This window comes from Saccharothrix algeriensis (genome assembly GCF_016907655.1).
Lineage (GTDB): Bacteria > Actinomycetota > Actinomycetes > Mycobacteriales > Pseudonocardiaceae > Actinosynnema > Actinosynnema algeriense.
This window is the reverse complement of record NZ_JAFBCL010000001.1, coordinates 1525060-1540216: the sequence shown is the minus strand read 5'-3', so window position 1 is coordinate 1540216 and position 15157 is coordinate 1525060. Positions and strand designations below refer to the sequence as shown.

Here is a 15157-nt window from a genome sequence, read left to right as displayed (position 1 = left end):
ACCTCGTCCGACACGCGGTCGAGCAGGTCCGGCGGCGCTGCGTCCCGGTGGGCCACCACCACGGGCGGCGACGAGCGGCCCCGCTCGACCAGGTAGGCCGACACCTTCTCCGCGCCCACGGTCACCGACAGCCCCAGCCGGCAGACCTGCCCGACGTTGAGGTGGTTCGGGCAGATCAGCGTCGAGCGCACGGCGAAGGGGCCGTGACCACGTCGCCCGCCTCCACCTCGTACAGCTCGTTGTCGGCGTCGACGCCCCTGAGCGTCATGCCCATCGCACACAATGCCGCCCGCCACCGCGGAAGGTCGTCACCCGCTGTCGAGAAGGCGTTCACCAGGTCGATGGGGATTTCCACCGCCCCACCCGGGCGGTGCAGGCCGGCGCGGCGTTCGAGCACCACATCGCGAAGTACGCGAAGTTCGTGGCGTGCCGCGCGAGGTCGACCGTCTTCGCGTCGCTGTCGCACTGGTCGTCAGGCACGTCCGGGACGGGTCGCGCGAGCAGCACCTGGTGCTCGAACCTCGCCCCCTGCTGAACAGGTGCATCCGCACCGGTCGCCGGTCGGCCGTGACCCGCCACCAGACGTGGGGGCCGGGAAGACTTGGCCAGGGCATCCATACGGGGTGGTCTGATCGGAGGTCGACGGGCTTCACTGCGGTGTTCACCGTGAATGGTCATCGCTGTCGGACGTGCGTGGCGCAGTAGTCTCGGTGAGGCGCGCACCGAGGGGAAGGCATTAAGTGGAGCGGAGCGGGGAATTGCCGGGTCGGGCACGAGCGGCTGGTGAGTGGATCGGCGAGGTGCTGCCGGAGCTTGCGGCCCGGCACGGACTGCCCGGCGCCCAGGTGGCCGTGTTGGTGGACGGGGAGGTCGTGGATGCCGCGACCGGGGTGCTCAACCTGGCCACCGGTGTGCCGGTGACCAGCGAGGCGTTGTTCCAGATCGGCTCGATCACCAAGGTGTGGACCGCGACGCTGGTGATGCAGTTGGTGCGCGAAGGAGCGGTCGACCTGGACCGGCCGGTGTCCGAGTACCTCGACAGGTTCCGGCTCGCCGACGAGGCCGCGAGCAGGGCCGTGACCATCCGGCAACTCCTGAGCCACACCGGTGGTTTCGACGGGGATATCTGGACGGACACCGGCCGCAACGAGGACGCGGTGCGGAAGTACGTCGAGGGTCTCGCCGAGGCAGTCCAGTACTTCGCGCCCGGTGAGCGTTTCTCCTACTGCAACAGCGGTTACATGGTGCTCGGCAGGCTGGTGGAGGTGCTGCGCGGGAAGTCGTACAACCGCGCGCTGCGCGAGCACCTGATCACCCCGCTCGGTCTGACCCACGTCGCGACGTGCGTCGATGAGGCGATCCTGGCCATGCCCGCGGTCGGGCACGAGCGCGCGCGGCCGGGCGGGCTCCTCGAACCGGTGAAGAAGTGGTCGCTCGTGCCCGCTACGGCTCCCGTCGGTGCGATGCTCGCGATGAGCGCGCGTGAGCTGCTCGGCTTCGTCCGGCACCACCTCTCGACGCCCGAATACAACGCGATGCGAAAGCTCCAGGTCGAAGTGCCCGAGCCGGGGCTGATCAACGGCCACTGGGGCCTGGGTTGGTCGATGCCCGACTACGGCGGGCCTGTCGTGGTGGGCCACAGCGGCTACACGATGGGGCAACGCGCGTTCGTGCGGGTCGTGCCCGATGCGGGTGTCGCGGTGGCGATGCTGACCAACGGCGGTGATGTGTACCCGGTGTTCACCGAGGTGTTCGGGCACTTGCTGCACGAGCTGGCCGGCGTGCGCCAGCCCGAACTTCCCTCACCCCCTGAGAACCCTCGGCCTGTCGACGCGAACCGGGTGGTCGGAACGTATCGGTCCTCCGCGGGCGACTGGGTGGTGCGCGTGGACGCCGACGGCCGCGCGTGGGTCCGCGTGTCGTCGTCGGATGAGGACGAGGACGAGGAGGAACTCGAGTTGGTCGCGTTGAACGAGGACGCATTGATCACCCTGGTACCGCAGGAGGGCAGGCACGTGGTCTACGGACTCGGCGACGCTGATGCGGCAGGCCGTGCCCGGTTCCTGCGGTTGACCGGGCGGGCGATCGTCCGCGACCTCGTCAACGGGTAGTCGCCGGCTCATCCCGTCGACCGGCACCGGCAGAGCCGCCCCTGCCGGACGGGTTCGGCGCCATCGTGCCGATGATCAGCAACCCGATCATGGCCATCCCGAAAACAGGCAGGTTCATCAGCAGCGCTATGCCCAGGTGCAGGCCGATGCCGAGCGCCAGGACGATCCTGCGCAGTCGCGCTCCCCCGAGGATCGCGAACGCGAGCACCGCTTGCACCCCGATCACGGACCAGGTGGCCGCGGCCACCGCCGGGAACGAACTCAGCGCCGGTTCGAGGAGTGTGCGGACGGGGGCAGGGAAGCCGTAGTCGGGATCGTGCACGACCACGTACATAGCGCTGCCTTGGTGCCAAAGCGGGTCGTTGAGCTTCGTCACGACCGCAGTGGCGTAGATGACGGCGACCTGCACCCTCAGGACGAGCAGGCCCGCGAACGCGCTGCCCCGCCAACCCGGCGTCAGCGGGGCGGTGGGCGGTGACCACTGCCACCGCCTGCCGTCACCCAGGCAAACCGGGATGAGCAGCATGGCAGCGATCTGGGTTATCCTGTCACCTCCGTCCGAGATGGAAGCGCTCACGGTCAGGCTGAACGCGATGTACCAGTGTGGCACGCAAGTCCAACGTGGACGGTATCCGGAGACGACGACCACCAGGACGGCAACCGAGAGGATCCGGCTGAGCAGTAGGCCGGTGTCAGTCGGGCCGATCAGGCACCACAACGACATGGCACGCATACCCGCGCAACGCGGTGCCTCGGCACTGGACGAAAACAGCGTGGAGTCCGGGTTGGCGAGCAGGGTGGCGAGCGGCACAGCGGCGAGCAGAGTGCGGCCGAACGCCAACGACCGCACACGTGGTTCCGCTTGCTCGACCGCCCACCGCAGACGGCGCACCGGACCCGCTGCCCTCAGCTCACGCACTCCACCTCCGTGAACGCGACCTGAACCACGCGGCTCGGGCGGTTCGGCAGACGGCCGGAGTCAGGAGTCACCGCGAGCTCGACGGCCACCGCGGTGGAGCCGCACACCACCGGCCGATGCGCAGGATTCCGCACCCGGTACGACAGACTGCGGTCCAGCCCGTTCACGCATGATGTCAGCAGCTCCTGCGCACACGTCTGCCAGTACCGGCCGGGCACGAGCCTGGCGAGCGGCTTTACCTCGGTCTGCCGCACGTCATCGATCCGGTTCAGTCCCCACAGCCGCTCGACCCTCTCGTGCCGTTCGTCGCGCGGATCCAGGACCGCCGTGCCGAGCTCGATCCGGTACGCGGTGAGCGTAGGCCGGTGGAGACCGGTGAAGAACCACCAGTTCTGTGGCCACAACACCTGATATCCGGCCAACCGGCCGCTCATCGAACCCAGGTCGAACTGTGCCACCACGGCGATGACCAGGCTGGTCATCAGCAGTGTGCCGGTCAGTACGGCGCTTCGCTCCGCCCGTGCCGCGTCCGAGACCTCCTCCCAGGGTCTCCGGGACATCAGAGCGCTTTCATGCTGCCGTCGAAGTCGTTGGGTACGACCACGTTCACTGATGGCTGGTCCACCGGCTCCTCGGCGGACACCGCGGTGCTCACCAGAAGTGCCAGCGCTCCCAACGCTGAAGCCAGTCCCCCCAAGAACGAACGCGTCATCAGTTCCCCCAATGTGCGCTTTCCGTGCTCGCATGTGAGCAACGTAGAGTACACGCGATGCTACCATCAGTAGGGCAAGGATCTACCGTTACGTTCATGACGTCGGGTGGGATCGGGCCCGGCCGGTGGGGGAGCCAGGGGGACATGACGGCGGAATTTCGGGTCCTGGGTCCGCTCGAGGTGCTCGCCTCGGGCGAACGCGTCCGGATCGAGGGGCCACGCCAGCAGAAGCTTCTCGCCCTGCTCCTGCTCCAGCCCGGCCGGGTGGTGCCGGTGGACCGGCTGGTTGACGAGCTGTGGAGCGAGCCGCCCGCGTCGGTGCGGCAGCAGGTGCACAACGCGGTCGGCGCTCTCCGCCGATCGCTCGGCGCGGAGGGCGGGGGTGTCCGGCTGGTCCGGACCGAGTTCGGGTACCGGCTAGACATACCGGACGACGCTGTGGACACCTACCACTTCGTCACCGCAGTGCAAGACGCGAAGCAGGCGGAGGAGCTGGGACACCTGCCAAAAGCCGTGGAGCTGCTGCGGTCCGCGCTCGCCGTGTGGCGTGGTGACGCCTTCGCCGGCCTCAGCGGGAGTGCGATCGAGAGTGCGGCTGCGAACCTGAACGAGCAGCGGCTCCTCTGCTTGGAGGAGCTGTTCGCCCTCCGCCTACGTGCGGGGGAGTCCGCGTCGCTGGTCGGTGAACTCACACAGCTGGTCGCCGAGCACCCGCTCCGGGAGTCGTTGCGCGGCAGCCTGATGCTCACCCTGCACCGCAGTGGGCGGCAGCCCGATGCGCTGGCCGCCTACGCGGAAGGCAAGCGGCTGTTGGCCGACGAGCTCGGTCTCGACCCTGGCCAGCGTTTGCGTGAGATCCATGCGGCTATCCTGAGCGGTGCCGCCGACTCCGTTGCCCCGCCCGTCGATGAAGTCGAGCGGGCCGCAGCACGGCCAGAACCGACCAGGTCCTACCTACCGCACGACACGACGAGCTTCTCCGGGCGGTCCGCCGAACTCGTTGAGCTGGTCGAGGGGACGAGGAACGCACTGCCGACTGCATTGGTGATCTCCGCTATCGACGGCATGGGAGGGGTGGGCAAGACGACCCTGGCGATCCACCTCGCCCACCACATCGCGGATGAGTACCCCGACGGTCAGTACTTCATCGACCTGCGCGGGTTCAGCCCGGGGATGGACCCCGTCACGCCGGAGCAGGCTCTCGACGCGTTGTTGCTCGACAGCGGAGTGCCGCCCGAGTTAGTGCCGGTGGACCTGGAACGGCGCAGTGCGCTGTGGCGTTCGCGCATGGCCGGGCAGCGCGCGCTACTCGTGCTCGACAACGCCGCCGATGCCGCTCAGGTGACGCCTCTGCTGCCTGGCACCGCCGGCGTGCTCGTGGTGGTCACCAGCCGCCGCAAACTTACCGCGCTGGAGGGCGCGGTACCGCTCTCATTGGACGTGATGACCAGAGAAGACGGGGTTTCCCTGTTCACCACGGTGGTCGGCGCCCACCGCGCCGGAAGCGAGCCGGACGCCGTCGACACCGTGGTCGAGCTGTGCGGTCGCCTGCCGCTGGCAATCAGGATTGCCGCCGCACGGCTGCGGGACAGGTCGAGCTGGACGGTCGCCGACCTAATGGACCGGTTGCGGACGCAGAGGCAGCGTTCGCTGTTCCTACGTGCGGGCGGTCAGAGCGTGATGGCGGTGCTGAGGGTGTCGTACCGCTACCTGGCGCCATCGCAACAGCGGCTCTTCCGGCTGCTGAGCCTGCATCCGGGCACGGACTTCGACGCGTACACGGCCGCCGCGCTCGGCGGTGTCGATGTCGAGGAGGCGGTGGACGTGTTGGAATCGCTGTACGACGACAACCTGTTGAAGCAGAACGTCGCCGGGCGCTACTACTTTCACGACCTCATCGGTGACTGCGCGGGCCAGTTGCTCGCCGAAGCCGCTGAGGAGCAGGAGGAACGAGCAGCCGTGCACCGGCTGCTCGACTACTACCTCCAAGTGGCGCACACCTGGTGCGGGCTTCTGGACCCCGGTATCTACCGCAACGCACCCAGGGTAGACCACGTGCTGGGGGAGATCCGCGAGGTCGATTCCTACAAGGGAGCCGTCGACGCGCTGAACGCCGAGTTCGCCAACCTTACTGCGGCCGCGCTGTTCGCCGCGCAGCGCGGTTGGCACCGGCACGCATGGCAGTTGGTGTGCACGCTTCATCCGTTTCTGAAGCTGCGTAACTTCGGTGGGAAAGCATACGATCTCTACAAGAGCGCCGCTGAGGCCGCGCGTGCGGCGGGTGACGAGTTCGGTGAGTCGATCTCTCTGCAGGGTCTCTCGGGAGCCTGCAGAGAGCAACGGACCGTCACCGAGGCGGTCGAGCATCTCAACCGCGCGCTCGAACTCATGAGACGGGTGGGCGACGTCGATCGGGAAGCGCACCAAACCGTAGACCTCGGCAACCTGATGTTCCGGGCGGACCGCCTGCCGCAGGCACGCGATCTGTATCTGGCGGCGGACCGGCTGCTCGCCGGGTCTACGGATACCCGCCTGCGTTCTGCGGTCGTGAACAACCTGGGGGTGCTTTGTCGGGACCTCGGCGAGTTCGACCTGGCGCTCGACCACCTCCGCCGAGCACTCGAGATGCCGGGGCATTCGTCGCGAGACAGGCTGATCACCGAGGGCGTCCTGGGCACCGCGCTGCACCTGCGCGGCGATCACCAAGCGGCTCTGCACGCGTTCGGGCAGGTGCTGGACGAGGCCACGGCGGATAGGTTCGCTTACGGTGAGGCGATGGCGTTGATGGGCATGTCCTCCGTGTACCGGCACTTGGGCGACCTCATGGCATCGGTGGAGCACGGGCGGCGAGCGTTGAGATCCGCGCGGGAGTTCGGCTTCCGCGAGTTCGAGTGCGAAGCGCTCAGCTGTCTCGGCGAGGCGTTCTTCCTGTTGGCCGACACCGAGCGGGCTCAGCAGGTGTTCGTGGAGGTGGGCCAGATGGGTGAGCGCTACCAGTCGATCCGATACCAGGCCCGCGCGCTGGAAGGGTTGGCGCACCTGTCGTTCGCGCGAGGTGAGGTCGAAGGCGCCAGACGGTATTGGGAGAAGGCCGTCGAGACCTACCCCGCGGGTCTGGTCGACATCCGGTACGCCCGTACCCACCTCACCTCGCCGGGCAACGGGTGGACGACGTGCTTCCGCTGTGAGACTGCCTGAACCCCGCTCGTCGGGAACCGCTGGTCTTCCGGGCCACTCGACAGGGCAGCCGTCCGAGCACGGTCGTCCCAACGTCGTGTCCTGGGTCGGGCTCGGTCGGTGATGGGGAGCGACGGCGGTCGATGAAGAGCGGGCGCCGGCGACGCCCTGGTGGGACGGTGGGTGTTGTGGGCTGGCCGGAGACTTCCCGTTACGGACCGGGAACCGCGCGTGGCTGCCTGCGTCTTCGAGGGCTTCCAACCCGACCCGTCCACTGCCGTCAGCATCATGCTCGCTCCGCGCTCCGGTCGAGTTGATCACCGCTGTGCCGTTGGTCAGGCTTGGCGGACCAGACTGCCTGCTCACTGGCCGCCGGGCACCACCTGACCGAAACATACTTCCACGGCACCTCGGCACGGCCTTCGCGTGTGGCGGCCGAGGGTCGGTGCCGGAGGACGTAGTGATCCCGATCACCGACCGAGCAAGCTTCGAGGGTCGCGGCACCGGTGCTCCGGCGAGCGCGACATCCTAGCCGCCGTAGACCGACGTGGACTTGCAGACGAGGCCCCGGTTCACCAGGGGCTCCCCGGCGGTGTCGGAGGTGAGCCGGAAGGTCCGCGGCACAGGATGGCCCAGCGGTCCTGTTCCACCTTGGTGAACAAGGGGCGACGCGGCTCGCCGGTCAGCGGTTCGAGGTTCGCTTTGTCGCCGTCAGGGCGCTGGCCGGTGAGCCGATGAAGCCCACTAGGACCGCCGAGCCCGACCCGATCAACGCGGCGGTGGGCGAAGAGGGCGCGAACCGCCTGGCCTCGTAAGGCATGTGCATGGTCGATGTTACTTCCACCCGGCGGTCATTGTGAGGCATGGTCTCGTCGGTCGGCCAAGTCCGTCACAGGGACGTTGCTGATGTCGCCGGCACCGAGTTCCGGCATGTTCACGAAGAACCACCGGCTGGAGTCACGTCGGTGGGGTTCGCCACGGCCTTGACCCCGTGAAGCTCCTCCCGGAGCGACGGACCAGGCCACCGAACGCGGACAACCACGTGCTCCGCCGCCTGCTCGCCGAACTGCTGCGCGCAGCGCTCCTCCGGTCCGCGGATGGAGGTGTTCTCACCGGAGCAGCCGTCACTCCCGGGTCACCGGAGGTCATGGCCGGCAGAGCTCGACGCCCGGTTTGGTGAGCGTGTCGCTCCAGAGGTCGATCAGCTGGCTTCCACCGAGACCCCTCCACCTCGGTGGACGGCTTTCCCTGTGTCGGGGCGTTTGGAGTCGAACCAGCAGTAGCCGGCCGTCCGACGTGCGTGCGGGGCGGGGCTGGGAGCGCACCGCCTGTACGTGCTGGTGCGGCGTCAGCCGCAGGTCCTGATCGAGCCACCTCGTCAGCCGCGGCCGGATCGGACTGGCGGTCGAAGACTGTGAACAGCGTCCGCCCGTGGCGCCGCCGAGGGCATTCACCGGTGCCTGCCGACCGCGGCCACCCCGCCGTAGCTCTGGGCCTCCAGTTCGACCTCGTCGAGCACTTCAGCTCCCCGGTCCAGCGCGGCGCTCATGTCGTTCACCCTATCGGCGAACGCGGCGGGCGACGGCTCGTTGAGCAGGGTGTTCATCAGATCGCGGGCGTTCCACACCGCGGTGGCGATGTCGACCGCCGCCCGAGCGGCCTGGCCCACTCGGCCGACCAAGCCCTCCACTTGCCACAGGCACGGTCGGTCACGTGGCGCTGGTCGGCTGCGCTCGTCGCCGAGGACCAAGTCCCGCATGGCGGTTGTCACGTCCAAGGCGGTCAACGCGGTGGTGATGCGCTCCAAGCCGGCCAACGCCCGCGCGCCGGCCGCCGGAATGCGGCCTGGTCGTCTTCACCGCTGGTGCCGCTGTCGCAGAGGCCGGCTCACAGGTTCGTGCCCGCCGGCACGTCCGTCCTGAGCAGGCCGGGTTCGCCGGTCGTCCGCCCCACGTCGACCACAAGCACCTTGCAGGACCCGGTGAGGATCCCGACGAGGGCGGTGCGCGGTCCTGTTCGGCGGTGAAGGCGGTCGTGCGCGTGTCGTCAACGGGCTTGACGTGCCGCACGGCTGCTCCTCCCTCCGTGTTCAGGGCCGGCGTGCTCGAGCACACTCCGGAGCGGGGAGGGAAGCCGGAGGGATCGAGTCGGAAAGGGCGGCTTGTACAAGGTCGCAGCCTGCGCTTTCACGGCCCGTCCAACTACACCGGCGCTGCGGCGTCCAACCATACCCCCGACGGACTGCCGAACCGCCCGTGTTCGTGGACGACCTCACCGCGCCGCAGCACCACGTCGACGCCACCGTCCAGCTCGCGGCCCTCGTAGGCCGACCACCCGCACAGGGCGTGCACTTCCGCCGAGGTGAACGTCCGGGTCCGGCTCGGGTCGAAGACGACGAGGTCGGCGTCCTTCCCGACCTCGACGGAACCCTTGCGCCGCACCAGCCCGCACAGCCGTGCCGGGTTCTCGGCGAGGACGCGCCGCACCACGGCCAGAGCTCCGTGCACCGACAGACCGAAGTGCCGCCGCAGACCTGTCCACAGGGCGGGCAGCAGCTCCTGGACGCCCGGCAACCCAGGGGGTGCCTCGGCGCCGGGTAGCGACTTCTCCACCACTGTGTGGGGCGCGTGGTCGCTGCCGACGGTGAAGGCATGGCCGTCAACCACAGCACGCCACAACCGGTCGCGGTCGGCCTCGTCGCGGATGGCCGGGCGCAGCCAGAGCCGGGTGCCGACCCGAACCGTGTCGGCGTCGGTGAAAGTCAGGTGGTGTGCGGTGACCTCGAAGGTGACCGGGATGCCCGCGTCGGCGGCCGCGATCAGCAGGTCGACCTCCTCGCGGCTCGACACGTGCAGGATGTGCACACGGGTGCCGTGCCGCCGGGCCAGTTCGACGAGGCGGGCGACCGCGATGATCGCGGCGGTGCGGGGCCTGCGCGGCTCGTAGTGCACCGACCGCTCGGGGGCACCGTGCCAGGCGTCGAGCAGGGCGAAGGTCGCCTCGTCCTCGGCGTGGCACACCAGTACCAGCCCGGCACGTGCGGCGAGGCGGAACAGCCGCTCCAGGTCCGCCGGGTCGCGTAGCACGTCCGGTGCGGTGTGGTGGCCGCACAGGAACACCTTGACCGTCACGGCGTCGCGCGGTGACAGGTCGAGTACGGCCTCCAGTCGGCGCGGGTCGACCCCGGCGTGGAACCGGTAGTCGACCAGGCTCGTGCCGGTGATGTCCCGGTGCTTGGCGGCGGCATCCGCCGGGGTGACGAGTGGTGGTTTGGTGTTGGGCATGTCCACCACCGTCGTGATCCCTCCCGCGACGGCGGCCCGGGACCCGGTCGTCCAGGTCTCCTTGTGCGCCAGCCCGGGGGTCCTGAAGTGCACGTGTGAGTCGATCAGACCGGGCAGCACGAACCTGCGGCGGGCGTCGACCACCCGGTCCGCCACCGCGTCGGTGCCAGGCCGCAGGAGTGCGGAGACCACGCCACCGGCCATGGCCACGTCCGCTGCGGTGGTTCCCTTCGGGGTGACGACCGTGCCCCCGCGAACCAGTACGTCGTATCGGGTCATCTCGGTTCCTCTCAGGCCGCGAGCGCCGCTCGGCGGGTGAATACCGGGACGTGGAGCACGGTGACGGGGCGTACGACCTTGGGTGACACGCTGACCCAGATCAGGCGGCCTGCTACGACGGACGACATGACGGTGGTGGTGCCGAGCGGACCGGTGACGGTCAACCGGCCACTCACCGGCCTGCCCTACAGGGCGGGTACGGTCCCGGGAATCGCGGCCGCCGCGGCAACGCACACCGCGCCCGTCAAAGCCAGCGTCGGGTGCCACGACGGCACCGAGACAGCCCGGGCGGCGACCGCGCCACCCTCGTCCGGCATCAGAGCCGCGATCTTGGGAAACACGCCCGGTGGCCAGCCGAGCAGGCGCTCACCCGCTACGCGCACCGCGACAGGACGTCGAACAGCCGCTCACGGCCGGCGAATAGGGCAGCCGACGAGTCGACTCCCAGTTCGCGGGCGTCCACGAAGAGGTAGGGGTTGCCCATCGACACCAGCGAAGCGAGCACCCGCCCGCCAGCGTACCGGATCTCCGTCCGCGGCTCGCCGAGCAACAGCAGGTCGACGAGGTCGGGACGGTCGCGCCGGGCGAACCGGACGGTGAACACCACCGTGCCGTCGACGACCTCGTCGACCCGGCACCTGATCGAGTTTCCATTGTTGCGCACCACCACCCGCACCCGCGAACCGGGCCGCAATCGCGGGATCAACCCGCGTTCGGCGCTCGCCGCTACGGCCGCCAGCACCGAGTGCCCGCAACTGCCCCGCAACTCGAACCTCGACTCGTCGCCGGGCAGGCACTGCACGAACCGGTACTCCAGGTCGTGCTCCGCGGTGCTGGAACGGCCGACCACAGCGAACTTCAGCACGTGGCCCGCACCGATCGCGCGCATCCACCGGCGGATCGCGGCCAAGGCGTGCACGAGCCTCGGCTCGTCGGATGGCAGGGCTTCCGCCGGCAGCACGAGCGTCGGGCAGGGGCTGCCCTCCGCCTGCAGGACGTGCGCCAGCATCAGGCCACCTCCGACCTGAGCTGCGCGCTCGCTCGCGTGTCGGTCCAGAGCTGGAACATCAGCAACGCCCAGATCGCCATCGCCGTGGTGGCGCGGACAGCGGCGGAGTAGCGTTCGCGGTGCACGACGAGGTCGGGGCGCAGGCGGGGACGTGGTCGGCGGACCTCGTCGGACCATCCGATCGCCATGCCGAACAGCACGCGTGCCCCCTCTGGCAGGTCGAGCAGCACGGACACCGCGCCCACCCGGTTGCGCACCGCGCCGACCATCACCGTGCCGAGCCCCACCGACTCTGCCGCGAGCGCCAGGCACATCCCGGCGAGAGACGCGTCGACCACCGAGCTCAGCCCCAGGTCGTCGTGCTGCGGACCGACCGGCACGGCGTGCCGCTCCCCGACGGCCCAGAGCCTGCCGGGGTCGGCGCATACCAGCACGAAGGCCGGGGCGACCGCCACGAAGGTCTTGCCGATCAGCTCGGCCAGCGCGGCGCGCCTGGCCGGGTCGCGTATCACCACCAGCGCGTAACCCTGGAAGTTGAACGAGGTAGGTGCCCGCGTCGCGGCTGCCAAGACGCGATCGAGCAGGTCGTCGTCGACCGGGACGTCGCGGAAGCTGCGGGCGCTGAAACGGTTCTCCAGCAGGGACACGGTGTCCGAGGATGTAATGGCGGTCATGCTGTTCCCTTCGCGTCCGCGACGACGTAGGCGTGCTTGGCGCGCCGACCCGACCACAGCCACCAGATGATGCCGAAGACGGCCGAGGAGATGCCCGCGGCGACGCCAACAGTCTTGATGCTGACGACGGTCAGCAGCGCACCCAAGCCGGCCAGGGACAGCCGCCCTACGGCGTTGTAGGTAGTCATGTGCACGCTGGTGACCCGGCCGCGGACGTGGTCGGGCACGGTGTCGAGCAGGATCCCGGTGTCCAGCGCGATGATGAACCCGCTCGCGAACCGCATCAGGACCACGCACACCAGCAGCGGCGCGACGTGGTCGGAGACGAAGATCAGTGCCCACGCGGCGCCCTGCACGACGTACGCCGACCCGTACACCGCGAGGTGGCGCCGTCGGTTCAGCCGCCCGGCGACCGCGGTCGCCGCCATCACGCTGATCCCGTCGGCGGCGTAGACCACGCCGAGCACGAACGCGCCGGCACCCAGGTCCACGGTGACGTGGCCGGCCAGCAGGACGCTGTAGCCGCCACCGACCAGGCCCCACGCGATGCCGATCCACACCACGGACCGGGCCAGCGGGAAGTCCCGCGCGGCGCGCACGCCGTCCCGCAGGTCGGCCGCGAACGACGTGGGCGTGGCGGCCGCGGACCCCGGGCTGCGCGTGCGCAACAGCTGGGTGGCTGCCACGACCTGGCAGACCGCCGCGGTCCCGAAAGCCGCGAAGGCGTTCCACGACGACAGCAGGCCGCCGAGGGTGGCGCCGACGAGCGTCATCATGCCGTTGATCGAGCCGATCGAGGCGTTGGCGCGGTGCCGCAGCCCGATCGGGACCACGCCGTACAGCCACCGTTGGCGCGCCGGAGGCCAGAACGAGGCCAGCACGCCTTGGACCGCGTACAGCGCGGCCAACAGCCCCAGGCCGAACCTGCCGACCACGACCACGAGCAGCAGGACGACGACCTGGCCGCCGATGGCGGCCAGCGCGATCCGGCGCACGTCGTACCGGTCGGCGACGAGTCCGGCGACGGGGGTGCAGACCAGGGCCGGGAGGCTGCCCGCCAAGCCCACTACCGCGAGCGTGGCTACCGAGTGGCTCTCCAGCACGTGCACCGCCACCGCGATCTGGAGCATCCAGAGCGCGAGGGAGTTGCCCGCGCTCGCGTACCAGAGGGTGCGCGCTTCGGCGGGTAGACGGGTCTTCCGAGGCGTGACGGCGTCGGCGTTCAAGCGGTCCTCACTTCGTCCGGAGGTGTCGGGAGGAGGTGGCTCCCGACCGGGCTGGTGCGGCGCAGTCGCTCCGCGGTGGCGGCGGGCGGTCGGTCCACCGATCCGACCCGCAGCCGGCGTCAACAGGTCGTCCTGGGCCCGAACCCCAGCTCACGGGGGCAGACGCTCCCAGGAGATCCCGTTGTAGAGCACGAACAGGACCCCTTGCGGGCACAGGCAGGCTGGCGGCGGGATACCGGAACCGACGCGGCCGGACCGGGATCCACGGCTTGACAAGCCTTCGCACTTCGTCATCGGCCGTCCACGGCTTCGGCTTCGCATACCCACCGGGTGCCCCGGCACCGCACACGCCACATCACTCTGCTAAAGCTCTTGGACGGCACTCTTGTCAACTCCTACCCGGATGCGGACCACTGCTGATCGGATCAGGCGCGGACGACTGAAGAGGAGGCGCGGTGATGGCGGCATCGACCGCTCCCACCACGATGCCGCGGGGTTTCACCGTCCGCATCGCCTTGGCCTACCTGGGGCTCTACACCGCCCTGCTGGCCTCGGCGCTGGTCACCGTGCCCCTCCGGGTCGCCGAGGTCGACCCGGACGGCAAGGAGCGCAGCCTGGGGCTGATCGTCGCGCTGGGCGCGCTGGTGGCGGTGGTCGCGAACCCGCTGTTCGGTCGTCTCTCCGATCGGACCACGTCGCGGTTCGGGCGCCGCCGGCCGTGGCTGATCGGCGGGGTGCTGGGCGGCTCGGCGGGGTTGATGCTCATCGCGGTGGTCCCCGCCGTGCCGGCCATCGCGGTCGGCTGGTGCCTGGCGCAGATGTCCTTCAACGCCACGCTGTCGGCGTTGAGCGCCACGATCCCGGACCAGGTGCCGGTCGACCGCAGGGGAACCGTGTCCGGCGCCGTGGGCTTCAGCCAGCTCATCGCCGTGCCGCTGGGAGCGGCGTCCGCGGCGCTGTTCGGCGACGCGGTCATCCGGTTCCTCGTGCCGGCCCTGGCCGCGACCGCGCTGGTGGCGCTGTTCACCATCACCCTGCCCGACCACCGGGTCGCGGAGCGGCTGCCGAGGCTGACGCCCAGGGCCTTCCTCGGCACGTTCTGGACCAGCCCGCGCGAGCATCCGGACTTCGGGTGGATGTGGCTCACCCGCTTCGTGCTGTTCCTGGCCCTGTTCACCCCGGTGTCGTACCTGGCGTTCTACCTCGGCGACCGCATCGGGATCACCGCGGGGGCGCTGGCCGGCACGCTCGCGCTGCTCACGCTCGTCGAGTACGGGATCAGTTCGCTGACGTCGTCGCTGTGCGGCCGGTTGTCGGACCGGGTCGGGCGGCGCAAGCCGTTCGTCATCGCCGCCGCGGTGGTCATGGCCGTCGGCATGGTCCTGCTGGCCACGGCCGACAGCCTGGCCGGGGTGGTCGTCGCCCAGGCCGTGCAGGGGCTGGCCACCGGGTTGTACTTCGCGGTGGACGTGGCCCTGTGCACCTCGGTGCTGCCCGACCCCGACAACACCGCCAAGGACCTCGGCGTCATCAACATCGCCAACGTGCTGCCGCAGTCCATCGGCCCCGCCTTCGCGCCGCTGCTGCTGGCGATCGGCAGCGGGCAGAACTACACCGCTCTGTACACGTTCACCGCGCTGTGCGCGCTCGGCGGCATCCTGGTCGTGGCCAGGGTCCGCAGCGCGCGTTGACCTCGTCCGCCACGAGGAGGTGCGCTTCCTTCGAGCGCGAACTCCCGCGCCCGGCCGGATACCGCGGCACCGCCT

Annotated in this window: 13 protein-coding genes; 3 read left to right on the top strand and 10 right to left on the bottom strand. The window is 69.8% G+C overall.

All coding sequences use genetic code 11. The annotated features are described in order from the left end of the window. Positions 1 to 175: 175 nt before the first annotated feature. Together JOE68_RS06575 and JOE68_RS06570 are read right to left on the bottom strand one after the other, a co-directional pair. Entirely contained in the window at positions 176 to 355 is a 180-nt protein-coding gene (locus JOE68_RS06575) for a hypothetical protein (protein ID WP_204841445.1), read from the bottom strand. After that, positions 331 to 507 (bottom strand): hypothetical protein, encoded by a 177-nt coding sequence (locus tag JOE68_RS06570; RefSeq protein WP_204841444.1) that lies wholly within the window; start codon positions 505 to 507, stop codon positions 331 to 333. The genes JOE68_RS06575 and JOE68_RS06570 overlap by 25 nt, the downstream gene beginning before the upstream one ends. A 233-nt stretch (positions 508 to 740) precedes the next feature. Between JOE68_RS06570 and JOE68_RS06565 the strand changes: the two genes are divergently transcribed. Then, on the top strand, positions 741 to 2111 hold the full coding sequence (locus JOE68_RS06565) for a serine hydrolase domain-containing protein (RefSeq protein WP_307819555.1): 1371 nt from the start codon (positions 741 to 743) through the stop codon (positions 2109 to 2111). On the opposite strand, the gene JOE68_RS06560 is transcribed toward JOE68_RS06565, so the two are convergent. The 3 genes from JOE68_RS06560 to JOE68_RS06550 all read right to left on the bottom strand — a co-directional run bounded on the left by JOE68_RS06560 (position 2101) and on the right by JOE68_RS06550 (position 3742). Beyond that, complete coding sequence (locus JOE68_RS06560; RefSeq protein WP_204841443.1) at positions 2101 to 3030, bottom strand: sporulation-delaying protein SdpB family protein; 930 nt, start codon at positions 3028 to 3030, stop codon at positions 2101 to 2103. The genes JOE68_RS06565 and JOE68_RS06560 overlap by 11 nt on opposite strands. Next, positions 3018 to 3512 carry a hypothetical protein gene (locus tag JOE68_RS06555; RefSeq protein ID WP_204841442.1) on the bottom strand — a complete coding sequence of 165 codons (495 nt, stop codon included), beginning with the start codon at positions 3510 to 3512 and terminating at the stop codon, positions 3018 to 3020. Before JOE68_RS06555 ends, JOE68_RS06560 begins: the two co-directional genes overlap by 13 nt. A 77-nt stretch (positions 3513 to 3589) precedes the next feature. After that, positions 3590 to 3742 carry a hypothetical protein gene (locus tag JOE68_RS06550; protein WP_204841441.1) on the bottom strand — a complete coding sequence of 51 codons (153 nt, stop codon included), beginning with the start codon at positions 3740 to 3742 and terminating at the stop codon, positions 3590 to 3592. 144 nt (positions 3743 to 3886) lie between these two features. Between JOE68_RS06550 and JOE68_RS06545 the strand changes: the two genes are divergently transcribed. Continuing rightward, on the top strand, positions 3887 to 6940 hold the full coding sequence (locus JOE68_RS06545) for an AfsR/SARP family transcriptional regulator (RefSeq protein ID WP_204841440.1): 3054 nt from the start codon (positions 3887 to 3889) through the stop codon (positions 6938 to 6940). A gap of 1429 nt (positions 6941 to 8369) precedes the next feature. Here JOE68_RS06545 and JOE68_RS06540 read toward each other — a convergent pair. The 5 genes from JOE68_RS06540 to JOE68_RS06515 form a co-directional block, all read right to left on the bottom strand. Continuing rightward, a complete protein-coding gene (locus tag JOE68_RS06540; protein ID WP_204841439.1) occupies positions 8370 to 8588 on the bottom strand; it encodes a hypothetical protein in 219 nt (72 codons plus the stop codon). A gap of 532 nt (positions 8589 to 9120) precedes the next feature. Further along, entirely contained in the window at positions 9121 to 10482 is a 1362-nt protein-coding gene (locus tag JOE68_RS06535; RefSeq protein ID WP_204841438.1) for a dihydroorotase, read from the bottom strand. Positions 10483 to 10855: 373 nt separating this feature from the next. Continuing rightward, positions 10856 to 11491, bottom strand: a complete 636-nt coding sequence (locus JOE68_RS06525; RefSeq protein WP_204841436.1) for a PrpF domain-containing protein — start codon at positions 11489 to 11491, stop codon at positions 10856 to 10858. Continuing rightward, positions 11491 to 12138 (bottom strand): nitroreductase family protein, encoded by a 648-nt coding sequence (locus JOE68_RS06520; protein WP_204841435.1) that lies wholly within the window; start codon positions 12136 to 12138, stop codon positions 11491 to 11493. Before JOE68_RS06520 ends, JOE68_RS06525 begins: the two co-directional genes overlap by 1 nt. A gap of 23 nt (positions 12139 to 12161) precedes the next feature. Beyond that, entirely contained in the window at positions 12162 to 13391 is a 1230-nt protein-coding gene (locus tag JOE68_RS06515; protein ID WP_204841434.1) for an MFS transporter, read from the bottom strand. Positions 13392 to 13849: 458 nt separating this feature from the next. Here JOE68_RS06515 and JOE68_RS06510 point away from each other — a divergent pair, with 458 nt between their 5' ends. Then, positions 13850 to 15082: an MFS transporter gene (locus JOE68_RS06510; protein WP_204841433.1), complete on the top strand. Its 1233-nt coding sequence runs from the start codon at positions 13850 to 13852 to the stop codon at positions 15080 to 15082. The last annotated feature ends 75 nt before the right edge of the window (positions 15083 to 15157 follow it).